Annotated in this window: 22 protein-coding genes and 2 pseudogenes; 15 read left to right on the top strand and 9 right to left on the bottom strand. The window is 70.9% G+C overall.

From position 1 onward, the window contains the following. From AB0H42_RS27595 to AB0H42_RS27580, 4 genes and pseudogenes are all read left to right on the top strand, one after another. Positions 1-349: hypothetical protein (locus AB0H42_RS27595; RefSeq protein WP_357061124.1), on the top strand; the 349-nt coding region annotated here is incomplete at its 5' end. Next, positions 349-891 carry an ATP-binding protein gene (locus AB0H42_RS27590; protein ID WP_357061122.1) on the top strand — a complete coding sequence of 181 codons (543 nt, stop codon included), beginning with the start codon at positions 349-351 and terminating at the stop codon, positions 889-891. The genes AB0H42_RS27595 and AB0H42_RS27590, both read left to right, overlap by 1 nt. Continuing rightward, the gene (locus tag AB0H42_RS27585; protein WP_357061119.1) at positions 849-1022 is read left to right on the top strand and encodes a DUF742 domain-containing protein; all 174 of its coding nucleotides are present in this window, start codon (positions 849-851) and stop codon (positions 1020-1022) included. Before AB0H42_RS27590 ends, AB0H42_RS27585 begins: the two co-directional genes overlap by 43 nt. Positions 1023-1054: 32 nt before the next feature. Continuing rightward, positions 1055-1300, top strand: a pseudogene (locus tag AB0H42_RS27580) (OsmC family protein); the annotation flags it as partial. Positions 1301-1758: 458 nt separating this feature from the next. Here AB0H42_RS27580 and AB0H42_RS27575 read toward each other — a convergent pair. The 5 genes from AB0H42_RS27575 to AB0H42_RS27555 are packed head-to-tail and all read right to left on the bottom strand — an operon-like array spanning position 1759 to position 7749. Continuing rightward, positions 1759-2352 carry a MarR family transcriptional regulator gene (locus AB0H42_RS27575; RefSeq protein ID WP_357061116.1) on the bottom strand — a complete coding sequence of 198 codons (594 nt, stop codon included), beginning with the start codon at positions 2350-2352 and terminating at the stop codon, positions 1759-1761. A gap of 15 nt (positions 2353-2367) precedes the next feature. Next, positions 2368-3444 carry an alcohol dehydrogenase catalytic domain-containing protein gene (locus AB0H42_RS27570; RefSeq protein ID WP_357061114.1) on the bottom strand — a complete coding sequence of 359 codons (1077 nt, stop codon included), beginning with the start codon at positions 3442-3444 and terminating at the stop codon, positions 2368-2370. Between the two features lie 21 nt (positions 3445-3465). Continuing rightward, on the bottom strand, positions 3466-4899 hold the full coding sequence (locus tag AB0H42_RS27565; protein ID WP_357061111.1) for an aldehyde dehydrogenase family protein: 1434 nt from the start codon (positions 4897-4899) through the stop codon (positions 3466-3468). 19 nt (positions 4900-4918) lie between these two features. Next, entirely contained in the window at positions 4919-6154 is a 1236-nt protein-coding gene (locus AB0H42_RS27560) for an FAD-dependent oxidoreductase (RefSeq protein ID WP_357061108.1), read from the bottom strand. Continuing rightward, complete coding sequence (locus tag AB0H42_RS27555) at positions 6151-7749, bottom strand: pyruvate, phosphate dikinase (protein WP_357061106.1); 1599 nt, start codon at positions 7747-7749, stop codon at positions 6151-6153. Before AB0H42_RS27555 ends, AB0H42_RS27560 begins: the two co-directional genes overlap by 4 nt. Before the next feature lie 253 nt (positions 7750-8002). On the opposite strand from AB0H42_RS27555, the gene AB0H42_RS27550 reads away from it, so the two are divergent. Genes AB0H42_RS27550 through AB0H42_RS27530 form a run of 5 tightly spaced genes read left to right on the top strand, consistent with a single transcriptional unit; the run spans position 8003 to position 12049 of the window. Further along, positions 8003-8416 carry a PEP-utilizing enzyme gene (locus tag AB0H42_RS27550; RefSeq protein ID WP_357061103.1) on the top strand — a complete coding sequence of 138 codons (414 nt, stop codon included), beginning with the start codon at positions 8003-8005 and terminating at the stop codon, positions 8414-8416. 7 nt (positions 8417-8423) lie between these two features. After that, positions 8424-9755 carry a hypothetical protein gene (locus AB0H42_RS27545; protein WP_357061100.1) on the top strand — a complete coding sequence of 444 codons (1332 nt, stop codon included), beginning with the start codon at positions 8424-8426 and terminating at the stop codon, positions 9753-9755. A gap of 14 nt (positions 9756-9769) precedes the next feature. After that, a complete protein-coding gene (locus tag AB0H42_RS27540) occupies positions 9770-10975 on the top strand; it encodes a cytochrome P450 (protein ID WP_357061097.1) in 1206 nt (401 codons plus the stop codon). After that, a complete protein-coding gene (locus tag AB0H42_RS27535) occupies positions 10972-11163 on the top strand; it encodes a ferredoxin (protein WP_357061095.1) in 192 nt (63 codons plus the stop codon). The genes AB0H42_RS27540 and AB0H42_RS27535 overlap by 4 nt, the downstream gene beginning before the upstream one ends. Positions 11164-11215: 52 nt before the next feature. Next, on the top strand, positions 11216-12049 hold the full coding sequence (locus tag AB0H42_RS27530) for a tyrosine-protein phosphatase (RefSeq protein ID WP_357061092.1): 834 nt from the start codon (positions 11216-11218) through the stop codon (positions 12047-12049). Here AB0H42_RS27530 and AB0H42_RS27525 read toward each other — a convergent pair. Then, positions 12030-13004 carry a hypothetical protein gene (locus AB0H42_RS27525; RefSeq protein ID WP_357061089.1) on the bottom strand — a complete coding sequence of 325 codons (975 nt, stop codon included), beginning with the start codon at positions 13002-13004 and terminating at the stop codon, positions 12030-12032. The genes AB0H42_RS27530 and AB0H42_RS27525 overlap by 20 nt on opposite strands. A 107-nt stretch (positions 13005-13111) precedes the next feature. On the opposite strand from AB0H42_RS27525, the gene AB0H42_RS27520 reads away from it, so the two are divergent. Then, positions 13112-14518, top strand: a complete 1407-nt coding sequence (locus AB0H42_RS27520) for a hypothetical protein (protein ID WP_357061086.1) — start codon at positions 13112-13114, stop codon at positions 14516-14518. Positions 14519-14556: 38 nt separating this feature from the next. Then, complete coding sequence (locus tag AB0H42_RS27515) at positions 14557-15552, top strand: hypothetical protein (protein ID WP_357061084.1); 996 nt, start codon at positions 14557-14559, stop codon at positions 15550-15552. A gap of 39 nt (positions 15553-15591) precedes the next feature. On the opposite strand, the gene AB0H42_RS27510 is transcribed toward AB0H42_RS27515, so the two are convergent. Next, the gene (locus AB0H42_RS27510) at positions 15592-16566 is read right to left on the bottom strand and encodes a helix-turn-helix transcriptional regulator (protein ID WP_357061082.1); all 975 of its coding nucleotides are present in this window, start codon (positions 16564-16566) and stop codon (positions 15592-15594) included. 169 nt (positions 16567-16735) lie between these two features. Here AB0H42_RS27510 and AB0H42_RS27505 point away from each other — a divergent pair, with 169 nt between their 5' ends. Both AB0H42_RS27505 and AB0H42_RS27500 read left to right on the top strand, forming a co-directional pair. Further along, the gene (locus tag AB0H42_RS27505; RefSeq protein WP_357061138.1) at positions 16736-17221 is read left to right on the top strand and encodes a MaoC family dehydratase; all 486 of its coding nucleotides are present in this window, start codon (positions 16736-16738) and stop codon (positions 17219-17221) included. Then, positions 17218-18093: a CoA ester lyase gene (locus AB0H42_RS27500; protein ID WP_357061081.1), complete on the top strand. Its 876-nt coding sequence runs from the start codon at positions 17218-17220 to the stop codon at positions 18091-18093. The genes AB0H42_RS27505 and AB0H42_RS27500 overlap by 4 nt, the downstream gene beginning before the upstream one ends. Positions 18094-18102: 9 nt before the next feature. On the opposite strand, the gene AB0H42_RS27495 is transcribed toward AB0H42_RS27500, so the two are convergent. Beyond that, entirely contained in the window at positions 18103-18738 is a 636-nt protein-coding gene (locus tag AB0H42_RS27495; protein ID WP_357061078.1) for a TetR/AcrR family transcriptional regulator, read from the bottom strand. 172 nt (positions 18739-18910) lie between these two features. Between AB0H42_RS27495 and AB0H42_RS27490 the strand changes: the two genes are divergently transcribed. After that, positions 18911-19858 carry an alpha/beta hydrolase fold domain-containing protein gene (locus AB0H42_RS27490; protein ID WP_357061075.1) on the top strand — a complete coding sequence of 316 codons (948 nt, stop codon included), beginning with the start codon at positions 18911-18913 and terminating at the stop codon, positions 19856-19858. 88 nt (positions 19859-19946) lie between these two features. Here AB0H42_RS27490 and AB0H42_RS27485 read toward each other — a convergent pair whose 3' ends face one another. Beyond that, positions 19947-21059, bottom strand: coding sequence for an NAD(P)-dependent alcohol dehydrogenase (locus tag AB0H42_RS27485; protein WP_357061073.1), 1113 nt, complete (start codon positions 21057-21059; stop codon positions 19947-19949). A gap of 139 nt (positions 21060-21198) precedes the next feature. Between AB0H42_RS27485 and AB0H42_RS27480 the strand changes: the two are divergent. Then, a pseudogene (locus AB0H42_RS27480) lies at positions 21199-21603 on the top strand (transposase); the annotation flags it as partial. Positions 21604-21635 lie beyond the last annotated feature (32 nt).

The raw sequence follows: 21635 nt of genomic DNA, 5'->3' as shown, positions 1-21635 counted from the left end.
TTCAACCAACTACCGGAGACCTCGCCACATCACCAACTTCTCAACCCGGACAACGGGTTCCATCCCACACCATCGGGCTTATGAAACGCGGCCTAACTTGAGAGGCGTTCAGCCGCTGGTTCCTCGCGTGCACCTTCTGCCCGCGATCATCGCCCGGATCCATGCCGGAGAGAACGTCGACATCGACTCGGGGCTACCGGGCCTCGACTTCGGCGACGACGAGATCGGGCAGGTCGCAAACGCTTTCGAGACCGCACAGCGAACCGCCGTAGCAGCCGCGGTGACCGAGCCAAGACCAGGGATGCGGTCAACGCGGTATTCCTCAACCTCGCTCACCGCAGTCAGCTGATGGCGCATCGGCAACTCGAAGTGCTGGACGCCGCGGAATCCCGCGAAGAGAATCCAGCGTTGCTGAACTTGCTGTTCAAACTCGACCACCTCGCGACCCGCGAGCGGCGCAATGCGGAAAAACTCATCATCCTAAGCGGCGAGCGACCCGGTCGACAATGGCGCAATCCGGTGCCGCTTCGTGACATCGTTCGCAGTGCCATCGCCGAAACCGAGGACTATGCCCGGGTCCGGGCAGCGCGATTGCCCGATGTCCGGATCAAGAGTGTCGTCGTCGCCGACATCATCCACCTGCTCGCCGAACTGATCGACAACTCGCTGTCCTACTCGCCGCCTGCTTCCCGGGTCGAGGTCTCCGGCAATCCGGTCGGAAAGGGAGCGGTGGTCGAGATCATCGACCAAGGGCTGGGGATGCCCGCCGATGAACTGGCGCGGGTCAACACCCTCTTGGCCGACAGCCCCGACTTCGGCGTGCTGCAGCTCTCCAGCGATTCCCGCCTGTGTCGGTGGCCGAGGTCTCCGCGCAACTGCGACTTCCGTTGATCGTCACCAAAATCCTCATCTGCGATCTGATCGACGCCGGCTACCTCACCTACCGGGCATCCGCCCCGGCCGACTCTCCCCGAGACCCACTCCTTCTCCAGGCGGTACTGAACGGGATCCGGAACCTCTGAGGAACAACTGCACCGATTCTGGATCTCCACCCTCGGCGCTGCGGATGGTGGCCGAGCAGGCGGGTGCGAACGTCGAGGACTCCTCGGTCGGTGCGCGGGTCGGCATCGGGGCGCTCGACGGCGGCGCTTTCGGGCTCGAGGTCACCCTGGAGGTGACGTTGCCGCATCTGGACCACGCCACGGCGCAGAGCCTGGCCGACAAAACCCACCAGGTGTGCCCGTACTCGAACGCCACCCGCGGCAATATCGAGGTCACGATCACCGTCTCCGACGACTGATCCCCCCTGCTTGTGAGGTCTCCGGCAACTCGGCCGACTCCCGGTCGCCGAACCGCCGGAGACCTCGTCGCGTCCCGGCGTCCTCCGTACACACCCGCCCCGCCTATAGCCCCCTGGACCGCCCCGACGGCCGGCTGCACCACACCTGGAACCGAACACTTCCACCACCACCGCGGATCGGCACGAATCCCGGCGGGATTACCGGGCGCCGTGGCGGTCCGCCCGGCCCGGGTCCAGGAAGAGGCGTTCGTTCGGCAGCCGCGGCACCCGGTCCGGGCCGCTCTCCGCCACCCGGACCTCGTCTGCTAGGCGATGCCTGCGCAGGTCGCGGACGAAGACCCGCGCCGCGGTGCCCGCCGACCATGAGCGTGAGCCAGCGGTCGGGTTCCCCCGGGTGCGGTGATTCGGGCAGTTCGACGGCGGACGTCGGCACGGTGGACATCATGTGACCGGCGGGCTCACTCGTCCGAGTCGGATCGTTCGCGACCCAGCGTGAGCAGCAGATCCTCGTGCAACTCCATCCATACGTCGTGGTACGAGCCGGACATCGGCCGGGCGAGCGCGGTGGTCTCGCCGGCCGCGAAGGATTCGAGCGCGGCGTCGAACCGCTGTTCGTAGGTCGTCATCCGGGGCACCGCCTCCACCGCGGTGGTCAGCACGGCGAGCACGCTGCGGTGGACATCGCGGAGGTCGGGCAGGACCACCTCGATGCGTCCGTTCGCCTCGGTCTGCCACCGGGTGGTCAGGGTCTTGAAGGCCCGGTTGGGCTCCAGGAACGCCCGGTAGGCGGTGTCGAGCCGCTCGCTGTCGGCGGGGGCGCGGGCGGCGGTGAGCTCGCCGTGCCGGTCCCGGCCCGCCGAGGTCAGCAGGTAGCCCTGCAGCTGCCCGCCGGTGCGGAGCCTGGCGTGCTCGCGCGCCACCGCGTCGTCGAGCACCTCCTGCGCGAGCGCCGGGTCGATACCCATCGCCGTGGCGATCTCCGCCGGCGCGGTCATTCCCTTGATCCGCAGACCGTGCAGGACCGCGTATTCGTCGTCCGGTGTGTAGCTCATGGTGGTCAACCTCCTTCAGGAGCGGGGGGAGAGCAGGATGCGCAGGGCGGCGCCGCTCTGCTGCGCGGCGACCACCTCGTTGATTCGGCTCAGATCAGCCGTGGAATCGATGAGGTGCTCGATGGGCAAGCGGCCGGTGCGCCACAGCCCGACCAGGATCGGCAGATCCCGGTGCATGCTGATGCCGCCGTGGAAGCTGCCGGTGAGGCGCTTGTCGTCGTGGAACAGCTCGTAGGCGTTGATCTCCACGACCTGGTCCGGCCTGCCCGCGCCCACCACGGTCACGGTGCCGCCGCGGCGGACGGCCTTCCAGGCCCCGGTCACCGTGGCGGGTGCGCCGACGGCATCGATCACGATGTCGAGGTCGCGCAGCTCGGCGAGGTGCTCGGGCGCCGCCGACTCGGTCGCGCCGACGGTCTCGGCCAGCGCGCGCCGCTCGGGCAGCGGATCGATGGCGACGACCCGCGCCGCCCCGGCCACCACCGCGCCCATCACGGCGTTGAGCCCGACGGCGCCGCAGCCGATCACGGCCACGTTGTCGCCGGGGCGGACCCGCGCGCTGCGCAGCGCGGCCCCGACGCCGGTGGGGACGGCGCAGCCCATCATGGCCGCGACCGGGAACGGGACGTCGTCGTCGATGCGGACCACGGCGTTGGCGGGGACGACGGTGCGCTCGGCGAAGGTCGAGGTCGCCATGCCCTGGTGGATGGCGGTGCCGTCGACGCTCAGCGGCGAGGGGCGGGCGGCCTTGCCCGCGCGGGCATCCGCTGAGGAGCGGCGATTGGCGCACAGGTAGTCGTCGCCGCGGCGGCACGGCGCGCACCGGCCGCAGGGCGGAACCCAGACCAGCACGACGTGCTCGCCCACCCCGACCGTGGTCACGCCCGCGCCGACCGCGGCGACGACGCCCGCGCCCTCGTGGCCGAGCACCACCGGCGTCGGCTGCCCGAACGCGGTGGTGAGCGAGAGGTCCGAGGCGCAGACCCCGCAGCTGTGCAGGTCGACCGCCACCTCGCCGGGGCCGGGGGCGGCGATCTCGATCTCCTGGACCTCGAAGGGCTTTCCCGGCCCCCACATCACGGCTGCTCTCATCTGAATCGTCTTCTCCGGTCGTCAGGACTGATAGTGGATGGAGGTGAACTGCAGGTAGGCGTGCAGCCCCTCGGCGGCGAACTCAGTGCCGAGACCGCTGTCCCGGTGACCCCCGAAGGGTGCCGCCGCGTTGGAGCCGTAGTGGTTGATGCCGACATTGCCGGTGGCCAGCCGCTCGGCGACCGCGGTGGCGCGCTGCTCGTCGGCGCCGAAGACCGTCGCCGCCAGGCCGTAGGGCGAGTCGTTGGCGATGGCGATCGCCTCGTCGAGCCCGCGGTAGGGGAGCACCGCGAGCACCGGCCCGAAGATCTCCTCCCTTGCGATCCGCATCTCCGGTGTGACGCGCGCGAAGACGGTGGGCTCCACGTAGTAGCCCCGCCGGAACCGGGTGGCGACGCCGCCACCGGTCAGCGCCTCGGCGCCTGCGGCGTGGCCTGCCGCCAGGTAGCCGGCCACCCGGTCCCGCTGCCGGGCCGAGACCACCGGTCCGAAGAAGGTGGCCGGATCGCGGGGATCGCCCAGCGGCGCCGCCGCTACCACTGCGGCCGCGAGTTCGGCCAGCTCGTCGTGGCGCTCCGCGGGCACCAGCAGCCGGGTGCAGGCCTTGCAGGTCTGGCCGGTGTTGCGCATGGTCACCTTGAGCAGATTCGCGGCCAGCACGGCGGTGTCGACGTCGTCGAGCACGATCGCGGGCGACTTGCCGCCGAGTTCCAGCGTCACCGGCCGGAGCCGTTCGCCGCAGCTGCGTGCGATGGCGCGCCCGACCTCGGTGGAGCCGGTGAAGGAGATCTTGTCCACCCCGGGATGCTCGACCAGCGCGCGCCCGGCGACGGTGCCGCCGGTGACGAGATTGACGACTCCGGCGGGGATTCCGGCCGCCGCGACCGCCGCCATCAGCAGCCGGGTCGCCATCGGCGTCTCGGGCGCCGGCTTGATGACCACGGTGCACCCGGCCAGCAGCGCCGGGCCGAGTTTGACGACGATCAGCCCGAGCGGGAAGTTCCAGGGGGTGATCAGCGCCGCCACCCCGACCGGAACGCGGCGCACGACGGTGTGCCCCGGGGCCATGGGGTTCGGCCGGTCGTCGGGGTCGGAGAGCACCGGCGCGAGCTCGGCGGTGAGCCGCAGATGGGCCGCGCTGTGCTCGGGTGCGGCGCCGCTCTCGGCCACCGGGGTGCCGTTCTCGGCGGTGATGATCGCGCTTGATTCCGCTGCGCGGGCGTCGATCTCGTCGGCGAGCCGGCGCAGCAGCGCGGCCCGGTGCCCGGCGCTCGTCTCCGCCCAGCCGGGCAGGGCGGAGCGCGCCGCGCGGACCGCGTCGTCGATGTCGCGCTCGTCGCCGTCGGGAACTCGGGCCCAGATCTCCTCGGTCGCCGGGTTCACCACCTCGGTGCGGCGGCCGCTGTGGGCGGAGACCCAGCGGCCGCCGATGAATACGTCGTCGTGATCGTGCACGGTGCGCCTCCGGAGGCGGTCAGGCCCGCGCCGGCGCCGTGGCGGCGGTGCGCTGGGCGGCGAGATCCAAAGCGGCGGACCAGGTTCCGCGGCGCGCGATCCGCGCCCGGTACTTCATGATGTCGCCGCGGCGGTTGACGGTGAGCGCCCCGGCGAGCCGCTCGCCGTCGCGGTAGAGCGCGACGAGATCATCACGGTCCCAGCCGCCCGCGACCACGGTCGGCTCTCCGACCGGCTGGCCGGCGAACTGGATCCGCTGGCCGTACCAGTCCGACCAGAAGTAGGGAACGTGCCGGTAGGGGGTCGCGGAGCCGGGCGCGAGCAGGTTCTCCATGGCGTGCGCGGCCTGCTCGCCGGCGTTCGTCCAGTGCTCGAGCCGGATGGTGCGGTCGAACAGGGGGTTGGCCCAGCGGGCGACGTCACCGGCCGCCCACACGTCCGGCGCCGCGCGCAGGTGCTGATCGCAGACCACGCCGTCCTCGAGCCGCAGCCCGGAGCCCTCGAGCCAGCCGGTGGCCGGGGTGGCGCCGATGCCGACGACCACCAGGTCTGCGGGGAGCTCCGAGCCGTCGGCCAGCCGGACCGCCTCGACCCGGCGCTCGCCGACGAGCTCGGTGACGGCCACCCCGCACCGAAGCTCGACGCCGTGGCGTTCGTGCATCCGGGCCAGCCCGGCGCCCGCCGCCGCGCCCACCGCCCGGACGAGCGGGGTCGGGGCGGCCTCGACGACGACCGGCGCCAGCCCGCGGCGCACGGCGGCGGAGGCGACCTCCGCCCCGATGAAGCCCGCGCCGATCACCACGACCCGGGGCCCGGCGTCGAGCGCCGCGCGGATCGCGACGGCATCGTCCAGATCCCGCAGCACCCGCACGCCGGCCAGGTGCTCGGTGCCCGGGAGCCGCCTGGCCCGGACTCCGGTGGTCAGAAGCACTGCGTCGTAGCCGATGTCACCGTGGGTGGTCGTCACGGTGTGGGTGCCGGGGTCGAGCCGCAGCGCGCGGACACCGAGCCGCAGGTCGAGGTCGAGCGCCGCGGCCAGCCCGGCCGCCTCCGGGAACTCGTGAGCCGTGGTCGGCGGCCCCGCGGCCAGGTACTCCTTGGACAGCGGCGGCCGATCGTAGGGGAGGTGCCGCTCCTCGCCGAGGAGGGTGAGGCGCCCGGTGTACCCGACCTCGCGGGCGGCCTGCACCGCCCGCATCCCGGCCAGGGAGGCGCCGACGACCACGACGTGTTCCGGTGCGGTCGAGCCGGTCATGCCGGTGACACCTCCCGCCGGCCCGCCCACTGCTCGATGCGGAGCAGGTGCGGCAGCCGTTCCGCCACGGTGCTCGCGCCGCCGGTCGCGCCGGGGGCTACCGCGCCGACCCAGACCCGGCCGCTGCCGCCGTCGATGGTGATCGTGTCGCCGGCCCAGACGGTGCGGCCGTCCTCGGCGCGCACCTCCTGCCCGTCGATGGTCAGCCGCTCGGCGCCGACCACCGCGGGCACGCCCCAGCCCCGCGCGACCACCGCGGCGTGGCTGGCCAGACCGCCGCGGGTGGTGAGGATGCCGACCGCGGCCGACATGCCCGCGACGTCCTCGGGGCTGGTGCTGGTCCGCACCAGCACCACATCGTCGTCGGCGGTGAGGGCGTCTTCCGCGGTGAGCACCACCCGCCCGCTGACCCGGCCCGGCGAGGCGCCGAGCCCGGTGGCCAGCAGCGCGGCATCGTCGTCGGCGGCCCCGGCCGCGGCGTCGATCTCGGCCCTGGCACGGGCCAGGAGTTCCTCGGGCACCCGGTCGAGCACCTCGGCGGGGGAGAGCGCGATCTCCGGGTCGTCGGCCATCTCGACTGCGATCCGCACGGCGGCCACGGCGCCGCGCTTGCCGATCCGGGTCTGCAGCAGCCAGAGCCTGCCGTCCTCGACGGTGAACTCGACATCGCAGATGTCCCGGTAGTGCAGCTCCAGCCTGCGCAGCGTGGCCGTCAGCTCGGCGTAGGCGCCGGGCAGGTGCTCGGCGAGGTGCGCGATGGGCGTGGTGCGGCTGGTGCCCGCCACCACGTCCTCGCCCTGGGCGCACGGTAGGTAGTCGCCGTAGGGCGCGGCCTCGCCGGTGGCCGGGTCGCGGGTGAAGACGACCCCGGTGCCGGAGTTCGGGCCCCGGTTGCCGAAGACCATCGCCTGGACGTTGCATCCGGTGCCGAGGGTTTCGTCGATCGCCTCGCGGGCGCGGTACGCGCGGGCGCGCCGAGACCCCCACGACCGGAAGACCGCCTCGATCGCCTCGCGAAGCTGGTCGAAGGGGTCGGCCGGGACGGGACGCCCGGCTCGGTCGGCGATGGTCGCGCGCAGGGCGCCGACGTGGGCCCGCAACCCGTCGACCGACGCGTCGTCGGGGAGCGCGTCGATGGCGTGCTCCTCGACGCCCATCACCGTGGTCGCGAACATGACCAGGAACCGGCGGTAGCTGTCCCAGGCGAAGCGCTCGTCGCCGGAGCTGCGGGCCAGGCCGAGCACGGTGTCGTCGTTGAGCCCGAGGTTGAGCACCGTGTCGAGCATCCCCGGCATCGAGACCGGGGCGCCGCTGCGCACCGCGACCAGCAGCGGATCGTCCGGGTCGCCGAGCCTGCGGCCGAGCGCCCGCTCCAGGCGGCCGACGTGCGCGCGGAGTTCGTCGTCGAGCGAACCGGGCCAGCCGGTGCTCAGGTACTCGCGGCAGACCGGCACGGCGATGGTGAACCCGGGCGGCACGGCGAGGCCGAGCGCGCCGGTCATCTCGGCCAGCCCCGCCCCCTTGCCGCCGAGCAGATGCCCCAGCTCCCGGGCGGGCAGGCCGTGGTCGTGGTCGAAGGAATAGACGCCAGTCACTTGTCTTCCCGTCCTTTGGTCAGACCCTTTATCTGTTAGCTGGAATGTACGGGACGGCCGAGGTCGCGGGAACGGAAAGAAGTGACTCGGGGCACACTTCCCCCTTTCGGGGGAGTGCCGGTGACGGGCGCCCTACCTCGAACGAGGGAAATGCGGGCGGGTCCGCCGGGCGACCTTGACGCCGCTGTGACGGCGGTTACATGCTTCCGGCAATGGTCCGACAGTTTGCACGACCACGACATCAGGAGATTCCATGACCGCCGCAGACATCGTGTCCGAGAAGCAGATCGGCACCGGCATCAAAGCCTTCACCTCCGAGACCGGCGCCGTCGGCACGATCCGCTTCCTCGATTCGCCGGACGAGGTGCTCGAGTTCGTCGACGGCCCGGACGTGGCGACGACCATCGTCATCTCGCGCGGCGGTACGACCACCTTCATGTCGCCCGCCCTGATGGCGGGCGTCGCCGGGCTGATCACCCTGCAGGGCGCGCCCGAGAGCCACCTCGGCATCCTCTCCAGAGAGTTCGGAATCCCTTGCGTGATGTCGACCGAGTTCACCGAGGGCATCCAGACCGCCCGCGGCGAGACCATCCCGGCCGACGGCACCACGGTCCGGCTCGACACCTCGGGGGAGCGCGGCCAGGTGTTCCTGGTCGCGGGGGAGTGAACGCGCCATGACCACGACGGAAGACACCACACCGGACGCCGAGGCGTTCGACCCCACCCCCTTCCTCCAGGCCTTCCGCGCCGAGGTGCCCCAGGGCGTCGAGGGCGACCGGCGCATGCGCGAGCGGGTCGAGCTGCCTTTCATGGACACCACCGCCGCGGACGTGCGGCTGGAGATCCTGGAGGACGCCCAGATCGACAGCTGGCTCGACTACGCCGCCTGGAACCTCTGGGACTTCATCCTCGGCCGTGCCTCGGAGGGCGAGTCCGGGCTGATCCCGCGCCAGGAGTACGAGACGATCTCCTTCGTCCAGCAGTGGAACACCTACCCGCGGTTCATCCGGGCGCTCACCGCGGAGATCGGCGTCGACGGTGTGCTCGACCTGGCCGGGACCTCCAGCCGCGAGGTCGGCACCAAGATCAACGTCACCCGTAACTGGGCGGCCTCGGTCTGCCCGATCCTGGGCCGGGGAATCGGGATCGAACTCGGCCAGGACACCCCCGACAGCCGCCGCGAGGATCTGGAGACCCTGATCCAGTTCGGCAGGCGGCTGCAGCACGGCACCTGGGGCGCGGGCCCCGGCTTCGTCTCCGGCCGCGGCTACACCGTTCCGGTGCTGGCCCCGGAGGTGCTGCGACCGCTGGTCGACCAGGTGCGGCCGCTCGACGACCCGGCCGAGCTGCAGGCGTTCCGGCAGTTCAACGCCCGCACCGAGCTCTTCGGCTTCATGCTGCACTACGACTGCCGGGCCGGGATGGCCGACACCGGCCCGTACCCGCTGCCGGGCGGCAAGTTCGCGATCGTGCGGGACCACTTCCTGAACGAGACCGCGTACCCGTGGGCCGGGGTGGCCGAGGGGCTGCCGTACTGCGTCACCGAGGTCATGGTGTTCTCCGCGGACAAGGTGTCGGCGACGGTCAACGAGATCCAGACGACCTTCAGCGAGCCGTCGAACTACCTCGAGTACCTGGAGAGCGGCGTCGTCTTCGCCCGCGACACCATGACCACCCCGATGAGCGAGCTGCGCGTGCTCGACGCCGCGGAGATGCGGCGCATCACCGAGCGCTGCCAGCAGGGCACGATGCAGATGTACCGGACCTTGGCGAAGAAGTCGACCGAGGAGAAGATCCGGGACGGCGTGCTGGTGTACACCCGGGAGTTCCTGCTGCCGCACGCCTCCCGGGTGGGGCTGTGGGACAGGTTCGTCGCCGAGGGCTTCGACACCATGCACGCGAATGCCGAGCGCGCCTGGCCCACCCTGACCAGTTCCCGCGCGGCGGAGATCCTGACCCCGGTGCTGTTGTTCGGCAAGGGATTCCCGCACGTGGCAGCGAGTTGACCGGTGAGGAAGCAATGACTGTGGATCAGCGGTCCATCGATCTGATGGACCTCACGCCGTTCATCGACGGTACGGAGAACGCGGTGCTGGCGCGGCTGCGCGAGCACGAGCCGCTGCACTGGAACGAGGAGGCGGCGGGGCCCGGCTTCTGGTCGGTCACCCGGTACGCGGACGTGCTGCGGGTGGTGAACGACCCGGTGACCTTCGTCAACGGCGAGGGCACGCAGATCCTGAGCCGCAAGGTCGAGGGCGGCACCAGCACGGTGCACAACACCGATCCGCCCCGGCACGGCAAGCTCCGCAGGCTCGCGGCTCCGCACCTGCGGGCGGTGCGGATCAGGGAGTGGCAGGAGGTCATCGATCGGTCGGTGACGGCCATTCTCGACGACATCGAGGCCAGGGGCGAGGTCGAGTTCGTGCACTCGGCCTCGGCGCTGCTGCCCATCCAGGCGCTGGGTCAGGTGCTCGGCGTGCCGCTGGCGGACTGCGGGCTGCTGCTCGACTGGACCAACCGCGTCGTCTCCGACGACCCGGAGTACATGCGCGGGCCGGACGAGAAGGAACGCGCCCGGGCCGAGATGTTCGCCTACTTCCGTGAGCTCAGCGAGCAGCGCCGCCGCGAGCCGCGCAACGACATCGTCTCCAAGCTGGTGCACGCGCAGCTCGACGGCGAGCCGCTGCCGTGGGACGACCTGGCCGCCTACTACTTCGTGCTGGTCGGCGCGGGCAACGAGACGACCAGAAATCTGCTCACCGGCACCGTGCTCGCCTTCGACGAATTCCCCGACCAGTGGCGCAGGCTGACCGAGGACCGCACGCTGCTGAAACCGGCGATCGAGGAGATGCTGCGCTACATCACGCCGATCCGCGCCATGCGGCGCACGGCCACCGCCGACATCGACTGGTACGACCGCACGATCAAGGCCGGCGACAAGGTGGTCTGCTGGTTCCAGGCGGCCAACCGCGATCCCGCGGTGTTCGCCGATCCGGACGCGGTGCGGATCGACCGCGAGGACAACGAGCACGTCGGCTTCGGCTGGGGCATCCACGCCTGCATGGGCTCGCACCTGGCGCGCGCGGAGGCGACGGCGTTCCTCACCCAGGTACTCGACCGCGGTCTGCGCATCCGCCCGCTCGGCGAGCCGGATCGGTTGCACACCAACCAGTTCCACGCCTTCAAGCGGCTGCGGGTGCGGGTCGAGAAGGAGACGGCACGATGAAGATCCAGGTCGACTGGGACCTCTGCGAGGGGCACGGGCAGTGCGAGTACGCCGCCCCCGAGGTGTTCACCATCGACGACGACGGCCAGCTCGAGGTGCTCGACGAGACCCCGGGCGAGGACCAGCGCAAAGCGGTCGAGCTCGCCGTCCGGCGCTGCCCGGTCCGCGCGCTTGCCGTCGAGAACTGACCAGCCCGGCCCCCGGCCGCGCGCCGGGGGCCGGCTCGATCCGGAAGGACCCATGAACAACGACGCGCCGGCCACGATCCGCCGCATCCCGATCCAGGGAACCTCGAATCTTCGTGACGCCGGCGGGTATCCGGCGCGCGACGGCCGGACGGTGGCGACCGGACGGCTGTTCCGCTCCGAGGCACTGGTGGTGCGCGGCGACGAGGCACTGCACTCGATCTACGACGAATCCGCCGGTGCGCGGTACCGCGACCTCGGCGTGCGCACCGTCGTCGACCTGCGGGCCGACCTCGAGACCGAACGGGCGCCGTCGGCCTGGGCGCGGGCCTGCGGCGCGGAGCTGGTGCGGCTCCCCGTTGCCGAGGGCGGCGAGGGCGCGGACACGAACTACCTCCGCATGCTGCTCGACGGTGAGCTGGACAGCTTCGACGTGGCGGACATGGCGACATTCTATGCCGACATGCTGCTCCGCCGGGCCGAGCAGCTCGGCGCCGCCTACCGGATACTTGCCGATCCGCACCGCCTGCCGGTCCTGGTGCACTGCGCCGCGGGCAAGGACCGCACCGGCGTCTTCGTTGCGCTGGTGCTCTCCTCGCTCGGCGTGCCCGACGAGCACATCGTGCGCGACTACGCCATGACCGAGGTGCTGCGGCCGAACCGGATCGACGCCTACGCCGGGCGGTTCGCCGCCGCCGGCCGCGACGTCGAGGCCGCGCGGGCGCTGTTCGGGTCGCCGGCCGCCGCGATGGAGGCGACCCTGCGCTACCTGGACGAGCGATTCGGTGGCGCCGCGGGCTACCTGGCCGAGATGGCCGGAGTGCCCGCCGGCGTCGTCGACGCCGTGCGGGCGAACCTGCTGGTGTCGGTCAGTCCCGGTCGAGGGTGAGTTCGTTGCGCCCGCCGGGCCGCACCCCGTCGGTGCGGTGGTGCGCGATGTACTCCGGTGGCCAGGCGCACTCGAGGTAGGCGACGGCCGGGCGACCGTCGACGGTGGCGTGCATCGACGCTTCGTGCAGCCACAGCCGCGGGCTCACCGGCCACTGCAGGTCGGCACCCCGACGGCAGGTGATCTCGGTGACCCGGCCGCTCTCGTCGGTCACGGTGGCGGTGACGGCGGTGTGCACGAAGCGCTCGTCGAAGGTCATCTCGGCATCCAGCCCGGTGGCGGTGGCGATGATGCCGTCCTTCTGCACGTAGCCGTGCAGCGTCGTCCGGCCGAAGTACTGCAGCTCCATCACATGGATCGCGGTGCCGCCATCGGCCATCACGTTCCACCACTTCCAGTGCGTGGCCCCGCCCCAGTCGCGCATGCCCCAGGAGTGGTCGCGGTGGCCGAAACCGTCGACGCGGTGGTCGGTTCCGTCGATGTGCAGCGTGCCGGTGACCCGCGCGCCCTGCTCGGTCCGGTCCGCCGCCAGCCACTCCGGGCAGCCGTTACGGTTGGCGCGGTAGCCGAACGCGGGGTTCGACCCGGCCCAGTCGAGATCGAGGCGGACGCGCTCGCCGGCGAAGGTGATCCGGGAATCCATCATGTCGTCGGTGAGCGTCATCGTCGCGGGGCCGACCCGCCAGTCGTCGAAGGACAGCGAGTCGGGCACGCCGATGCCGTCGGTGACCTCGAAGACGGTCTCCGCGACGCCGGGGCCGTAGACGATGCCCGCCGCCCCCGCCCTGGCGAGCCCGTCCGGGCCGAGCGCGTGCACCCACGTGTAGAAGATGACGCCGAGGCCGAGCTCGGGCAGGGGCAGCAGGTAGGCGAGCGATTCCCGGACGTCCGGATGGCTCTCTGGATCGTAGAAGATGTGGCGCCGTTCGGCTCCGCGTTCGAGACGGTGGATCACGAGGGGCCTCCAAAGGACTGATCTTTCGAATGGCCTGAAATTATCAGCAGATCCGGGCCCGGGACAGCCGCACGAGTGACCCGGGACACACTTCACCCCTTCGGGGGATGGGCGTTCCGGCGCCGGAGGAGCAGGGTGAAGACCAGGACGCATGGTCTGCGCAATCGAAAGATCATGCCTTTGCGGGAAATTGGAGGCCAGTCATGACCGACGCGATCGACTTCGCCGTCTTCGTCGAGAAATTCCTGGGGGAGGTGCCCCGGGGGATACCCGGTGACGCGGAGATGCGCCGCCGCGATCCGCACCCCTTCGTCGACACCACCGCCGCCGACATCCGGCCCGATCACCTCGACGACGATCAGATCGACAGCTGGTTCTCCTACATGGCGTGGAACCTGTGGGAGCTCATCGCCTCCCGGTCGACCGAGGGCGAATCCGGGCTGATCCCGCGCCAGGAGTACGAGACCCTCTCTTTCGTCCAGCAGTGGGACGTCTACCCGGAGGCGATGCGGACCATCACCGCCGCGGTCGGCGTCGACGGGCTGGTGGAGCTGGGAAAGGTGTCCAAGCGCGAGGTCGGGACGAAGGTCAACCACCTGCGCAACTACGCGTGCGCGCTGATGGCCATTCTCGGGCGCGGGGTCGGGATCAAGCTCGATCTGGTGGACCCGGTGCGCTCGCGCGCCGACGTGCAGACGTGCATTCAGTTCGGCAGGCGGCTGTGGCACGGCACCTGGGGCGACGGGCCGGGGCTCGCCTCCGGGCGCGGCTTCGCCCTGCCGCACCTGGACGCCGACGTGCGCGAGCCGCTGATCGCCGCGGCGGCGCCGCTGACCGACCCGGCCGAGCGGACGCTGTTCCGCCGCTTCAACGCGTCGACCGAGCTGTTCGGCTTCATGGTGCACTACGACAATCGGCTCGGCATGGGCGACACCGGGCCCTACCCGCTGCCCGGCGGCGGGTTCGCGCTGGTGCGCGACCACTTCCTCAACGAACCGTCCTACGGCTGGGCGGCGGAGGTCGGGCAGGGCATGCCGTACGCGGTGACCGAGGTGATGGTCTTCCGCAACCCGGATATCGCGGTCACGATCAACGACATCGGCACCACCTTCACCACGCCGTCGACCTACCTGGACCACCTGGACAGCGTGGTCGTCTTCGCCCGCGACACGATCGACACCCCCATGTCGGAGCTGCGCGTGCTCGGCGCCGACGAGATGCGGGCGATCTCGGCGAAGGCCGAGAAGGGCGTCCTCGATCTGTACCGGCTCTACGCCAGGATGAGCGTGGACGACAAGATCTGGGACGGCATCACCGTCTACTCCCACGACTTCATGCGGCCGCTCGCTCAGCGCGCCGGCGTCTGGGACGAAGTGCGCCAGGGCGGCTTCGACGCTCCGACGGAGCTGACCGAGCGCGCGTGGCCCACCCTGGCCAGTGGCCGCGCCGGGGAGATCCTCGCCCCGGTCTTCCTGCTCGGCGACGGCTTCCCCACGGTCCGCCCGCAGCGGTGACCCCGGCCCGATCGCAGATCGACAGAACGGAGAACGATGTGAACCCGGCAACCGCACTGACCCCCGCCGACGACCGCAGGCACCGCCTCGCGGGGAGTCCGCTCGACCGCGAGAGCTTGATCTTCCTGACGTTCCTGCCCGAGGAGGACCTCGGCGTGATCGCCTACACCTGGGTGAACGGCGCGCACGAGGCAGGCGCGATGGGGCTGGTCTTCGGCCGGGACAACGAGCGCCACGGCCAGTTCCACGTGGAGGGGCAGCCGGTCTCCCCGGACGCCGACTTCGACGACTGGACGGTGGGGCCGATGACGGTCAGGCACGGTGAGCCGCACCGGGACGCGCATGTGACCTTCGAATCCGGCGGCATCGCGCTCGACTACCGCTTCGAGGCGACGACACCGGCCTTCACTTACCACGACAACCGGGGCGGGTGCCCGGCGTGGCTGGCGGACAACCGGCTCGAGCAGAGCGGCCTGGTGCGCGGCACGCTGACGATCGGCGACCGGGTGGTGCCGTTCGACACCACCGGCCACCGCGATCACTCCTGGGGGCGCAGGGACTGGACCGCCATCCACCAGTACCGTTGGGTGAACGTCCAGTCCGGCCCGGACATCGCGATCAACTTCATGCACGGGTCCGCGCTGGACCAGAACCTCGTGCTCGGGTACGTCGACCGGGACGGCGAGCAGTCCCCGGTGGTGTCGGTGAGCGTGGACATCTCCCGGGACCGGGAGCACTTCTCCTACACCGCGGCGCGTTTCGTGCTCGTCGACGAACTCGGCCGCCGGACCGAGATCACCGCGGACGGCCGCTCGGCGCTGGCGGTGTGGCCGGCCGGCGGACTGGAATCGCACGATGCGGGCGGGCCGTGCACAGTCGCGGGGCGGCCCGGGCTCATCCACATCGAGGAGGGCTGGCACCCGGAGTTCGTGAACCGCAGGCGCGCCATGATGGCCGAGAGTTTCGGCACCGCGGAGGAGCGCGCGGTGCTGGCCGTCAACCGCGACGTGGGCTCGGTGGGGGCGACGGTCTGAAACTTCCGGTCCGGTGGGCCCGCGCCCGCCGGACCGGGCTCAGGACTCGATCGCCTGTGCGCCCGCAGCGCGGTGGTAGAGCGCGGCGGCCTGCGCCCGGTTGGCGACCCCGAGCTTGCGCATCAGCTTCTTCACGTGGGTCTTCACCGTCTCCTCGCTGAGGAACAGCCGCGCGGCGATCCCGGCATTGGGCAGCCCGTCGCTCAGCAGTTCCAGCACCTCGCGTTCCCTGGCGGTCAGTGCGTCGGCCCACTCGCTCACCGGGCCGCCGGGGGTGTCGCGGCGGGTGGCCAGCAGGCGGTCGAGCACGACACCGAGGCTGTCGCAGAAGTAGCTCAGCAGATCGCGGTCGAATTCGTCGTTCGCGCCGGTGCTGACGCTGCGGTCGAGATGCACGAACGCGGCGACGTGGTTGCGCGCGACGACGGGGGCCGCGACGTAGGTCGTGGAGCGGGAGACGGGGGTGATCGTCGGATGCACCCGGGGGTTGCGGTCGGCGTCGAGCACCAGGATCGCCCGGCGCCTGCGCACCACGTCGACCTCGAGCAGGTCGCGCACGTGGCGGTAGGGCCCGGCGCCGGCGGCGAGGATCGCCCGCGCCTCCTGCGGGCCGCTCAGGGTGTGCATGGCGCGCGGCACCCAGCGCTCCCGGTCGACCCAGGAGAACATGGCCCGCTCGTAGCCGAGCGAGGTGACCTGGATCGGCACCGCCTCGACCAGATCGTCCACCGTCGTCGCGGTGCGCATACCGGCCAGCGCCTTCGCCAGCAGGTCGAGCATCGAGCGCTGCCGCCCGAGTTCGTAGGCCAGCAGCTCCGCGCGGGCCGCCCTGAGCTCGAGCACGGCCCCCGGGGCCTGCTCCGGCGCTTTCGCCAGCACTCGTTCGAGAGCGTCGAGCGCGGCGAGCGCCGTGCCGGTGTCGCGGATTCCGTGGGTCGCGCTGCGGACCGGAACGCCGAACCGCGCGGCGGCATCGGCGATCGTGCGCACCGCGTCGTGCACCGCCGAGTCCATGTCGTTGCCCTCCTCGGGGAAGCCGGATGGGACGGGATGTCATCCAGAGCAGCCGGTCGATTGTGACATCGGTTACATTCTACGTCAATGGTTCGACCTTTTTCGGACTCGGAGAGGTCGGCTCCTGCCCCGCTGCTCGTATTGACCAGTCCTGTTCATTGGTCGTACCATTTATGCAACCGCAAACAGGAGGCGAGGCGACGTGGCCGGAGTGTGGTTCGACGAACTGAGCGTCGGGCAGAAATTCGAGCATCCGATCAGGCGCACGGTCACCGAGACCGACAATGTGCTGTTCACCGCCATGACGCACAACCCGGCGCTGCTCCACCTGGACGAGGAGTACATGAAGGGCACCGAATTCGGGCAGCGGGTGGTCAACAGCGCGTTCACTCTCGGGCTCATGGTCGGCATCTCGGTGGGCGACACCACCCTCGGGACGGCGGTGGCGAATCTCGGCTGGGACGAGGTGCGCTTCCCCAAACCGCTCTTCCACGGCGACACCATCCACGTCGAGACCGAGGTGCTGGAGCTGCGCGAGTCCAAGTCGCGCCCCGAGCAGGGCGTGGTGGTGTTCGCGCACCGCGCCTTCAACCAGCACGGTGACCTGGTCGCCTCCTGCAAGCGCGCGGGGCTGCAGCGGAAGAAGCCGCGGTGACCGCGGTACTGCGCTCGCTGCTGTTCGTGCCGGGGGACAGCGAGAAGAAGCTGGGCAAGGTCGCCGCCTCGCCCGCGGACGCGGTCATCCTCGACCTCGAGGACGCCGTGGGGGAGGCCCGCAAGCCGGTGGCGCGCGAGCTGGTGGCGGAGTTCGTCGCCGCGCACCGGGCCGCGAGCGGGCCGCAGCTGTGGGTGCGGATCAACCCGCTCGGCACCGAACACGCCCTGACGGACCTGGCCGCCGTTGTCGCCTCGGGGCCGGCCGGGATCGTGCTCCCGAAGATCGACGGCCCCGCCGATGTGCTGCGCGTGCACCACTACCTCGAGGTGCTCGAGGCCGCGCACGGTCTCGAACCGGGCGGCGTGCGGTTGCTGCCGGTGGCCACCGAGACCCCGCTCGCCCCCTTCCGGCTCGGTGACTTCGCGGGCGCGGACATCGCCCGGCTCTACGGGCTGACCTGGGGCGCGGAGGATCTCAGCGCCGCGCTGGGGGCATCGGGCAATACCGGCCCGGACGGCGGCTGGGCGATGACGTATCAGCTGGTCCGCTCGCTGACCCTGCTCGGCGCGCGCGCCGCGGGGGTCGAGGCGGTGGAGACGCTGTACGTCGACATCCGGGACGACGCGGGGTTGGCCGAATCCTCGCGCCGCGCCCGCGCGGAAGGGTTCAGCGGCCGGATCGCAGTCCATCCGGGGCAGGTCGAGACGATCAATGCCGCCTTCACCCCCTCGGCCGACGAGGTCGAGTTCGCCGAGCGGGTGGTCGCGGCGTTCGCCCACGACGCCGGAACCGTCGCCCTCGACGGCCGGATGCTCGACCTGCCGCACCTGCGGCAGGCGCAGCGGGTGCTCGCCCTTGCCGGGCGCTGACGGGCCGGGCTACTCCTCGGAGAGTCGAAGGGGCTCGGTGAGCATCGGCGAGGATCGCAGCCACTCCGGCAGCAGCTTCTCGAAGGTCAGGGACAGGGCGCCGGCGGAGCAATCCGGCTGGTGCAGCCACTCGACCAGCAGTGCCATCAACCCGCCGACCAGGAATTTCGAAGTCTTCGATACATCGATGGGAATGGTGGCTTCGGCGGAGGCCAGCGCGCCGGCGAAGTGCTCGACGAGGATCGCGTGCAGTTCCGAGTAGGCGGGGTGCCGATCTCCGGTGACCGTGAGCAGGGCTGCACACAGAGCGCGGTGTGCGGCCAGATGCTCGAAGAGTTCGACCAGGCTCGCGGTGGACGGCTCGCTCGCCGCGGGTCGGAATTCGTCCCGCGGGCCGTGGAAATCGTTCAGGATCTCGCGCATGGCGGCGACGCCGACCTCCTCGATGGAGGTGAAGTGCGAATAGAACGAACTGCGGCTGACTCCCGCGGCGCGCACCAGGCTCGCGACAGTGCAGTTGGCCCGACCGGCCGCCAATTCGGCCTCGAAGGTCGCCAGCAGCAGACCGCGCGTGCGGCGTGCGCGCGGGTCGTCCGCATTGCCGCCGCGCATGAACACGGCCGGGGGGACTCCGGTGAGGGCCATGAGCGTGATAGTAGAGCGCGACGCCGTCCGTCCGCGCAACTAATGGACACCTGTCCGTTAAGTTGCTACGGTGTGGCTGTGACCGGCCGCACGCACTGCTCGGATTGCGGTAGGGGTCACACTCGTTCCCCGCTCGACCGTCCCCCGTGGACCGTGACGTCGAAGGATTCCCATGCCGATCGCTTACGACCCCGAGATCGCCGCAGTGCTCGTCGCCGCCGCGCAGAGCCCTCAGCCGATTCCGCCGACGCCGCGGGGGGACGCGGAGGCACTCCGTGCGGTCACTACGGCCACGATGACAGGCATCTACGGAGCCATCGCCCACAGTGACTCGGTCACGAGCCGGGACGTCGAGCTCGAGGCCGATGACGGTGCGACGGTCGCGGCGCGCCGGTACACCCCCGCCGAACCCGGATCGGGCTCGGCGGTCGTGTACGCCCACGGCGGCGGCATGATCTGTGGATCGGTGGAGATCTACGACTCGATGGTCCGCTACTACGTGGAGCACACCGGAGTTCCGTTCCTGTCCGTGGACTACCGGCTGGCACCCGAACATACCGGCGAGCGTCTCGCGCGAGACGTCTTCGCCGGGCTGCGATGGCTGCACAGCCATACGGGCGACCTCGGTCTCGACCCGAACCGGATCGCCCTGATGGGTGACAGCGGAGGCGGCGGTGTGGCGGCAGGCGCGGCGATTCTCGCCCGGGACCACGCGGTGGCGGTGAGTCGTCAGATTCTGATCTACCCGATGCTCGATGATCGCAACGTCGAGTCCGATCCGCGGCTCGCGGACACCGCCACCTGGACCTACGACAACAACTACACCGGATGGCACGCCCTGCTCGGAGAACGATGCGGCGCGGATACGGTCTCACCGGTCGCTGCGCCGGCGCGGCTGACCGATCCGGCGGGCCTGGCTCCCGCCTATCTCGAGGTGGGTGATCTCGACATCTTCCGGGATGAGACCATCGCCTACGGCTCCGCCCTCCTGCGTGCGGGTGTCTCCTGTGAACTGCACGTCGTGCCCGGTGCTCCGCACGCTTACGAATGGCTCGCTCCCGACGCGACCGTCTCCGAGCGAGCGATGCGAACGCGACTGGAGTCGATCTCGGCCGGATAGCCCGCACGTCCCGACCGTTCGCGACGAGCGGGACGACACTCGGCCCCGCGATCGAACGGATCGCGGGGCCGATTGTCGTGCCGGTGATTCAGCTCGCGGTGTCGAACACGAGCACCGGCTTGACCACCTCGCCGGCGTGCTGGGCGGCGACGGCGTCGTTGATCCGCTCGAACTCGAAGGTCGTCACCAGCTTCTCCAGCGGCAGCTTGCCCTCGCGGTAGAGCCCGACCAGCTCCGGGATGAACTCGTCCGGCACGCTGTCGCCCTCGATGATGCCGGTGACGGTCAGCCCGAGGGTCAGCGTGGCGATGATGTTGAGCCGCACCGCGGCGGCGGGGTCGCCGGGGACGCCGATCAGCCCCACGCTGCCGCGCACCCGCACCGCGCCGATCAGCGCCTCGACCACGGCCGGGATGCCGGTGGTGTCCAGGACGTGGTCGACGCCCTCTGGCACGATCGCGCGGACTTGCTCGGTGAGGTCACCGGCGGCGGGGTCGACCACATGGGAAGCGCCGAGTTCGAGGGCCAGCTCGCGGCGGGCGGGGGTGGGCTCCACCACGACGATGGTGCCGCAGCCCGCGATCACCGCGCCGATCGCCGCCGACAGCCCCACCGACCCGCCACCGGCGATGACGATCGCGGAGCCCTTCTCGGCCCGCAGCGAGCGGGTCACCGCGCCGACGCCGGTCTGCACCCCGCAGCCGAGCGGCGCGAGCAGCGCGAAGGGGATGTCGTCGTCGATCCGGACCACATTGCGTTCGTTGGCGAGCGCGACCCGGGCGAAGGAGGACTGCCCGAAGAACATGCCGCCGATCGGACTGCCGTCCCGGCTGAGCGGCTTGCTGCCGTCGCGGCGGGTGCCGCCGTAGTTGAACTCGGTGAAGTTCTCCCAGTAGGACTGCCGCCCGGTGGTGCAGGTCGCGCACTCGCCGCAGCTGTTGAAGGTGATGCCGACCTTGTCGCCCGCCGCCACCTTCGTCACTCCGGCGCCGACGGCGAGCACGGTGCCCGCGCCCTCGTGCCCGGCCACCCCGGGGAATTCCAGCGGCAGCACACCGTCGCGGGCCGCGAGATCGGTGTGGCAGATGCCGACCGCTTCGATCCGGACGAGCACCTCGCCGGGGTGCGGATCGTCGACGTCGATCTCGGCGAGGGTGAAATCGCTGCCCGCTTCGGTGAGCAGCGCGGCCTGTGCTTGCATGGTTTCTCCGTAAGTTGTTAGGCGGCCCAGGAGGGCCGGATGTGGCTGATGGTTTCTTGCCTCGAGTGGCTCCGCAGGAGTGGCCGTCCGACCCTCCGGGGCGCCCTGGCTGCTGATTGAGATATGCGCGCGAGACGTGCACCCGCAAGCCGAGGTCATCGAGTCGATGCCTGGGATCGGTCCGATTCTGGGGGCGGATTTGGTTGTCGCCGCGGGTGATCTGGCGTCTTACGCTGATGCCGGGCACCTGGCGTCGGCGGCGGGGTTGGTGCCGGTCCCGCGTGATTCGGGTCGACGGACCGGGAACCTGCATCGCCCGAAACGGTATAGCCGGCGGTTGCGTCGGGTGTTCTATCTGTCGGCGCAGACCAGCATCATCCGTGATGGGCCGAACCGGGACTTCTACCTGAAGAAGCGGAGTGAGGGATGCAAACACGTGCAAGCGGTGATCGCGTTGGCTCGGCGGCGGGTCGGGGTGTTGTGGGCGTTGCTGCGCGACGATCGGGTATTCACCCCCGTCCCGCCGGTCGCGCTCGCGGCTTGACAACTTCATTGAGACTCCTGGGGGTCTTCGGG

The sequence above is a fragment of the Nocardia sp. NPDC050799 genome, from assembly GCF_040654015.1.
GTDB lineage: Bacteria > Actinomycetota > Actinomycetes > Mycobacteriales > Mycobacteriaceae > Nocardia.
Note: the sequence above shows the minus strand (reverse complement) of the source record. Positions and strands in the feature narration are given on the sequence as shown.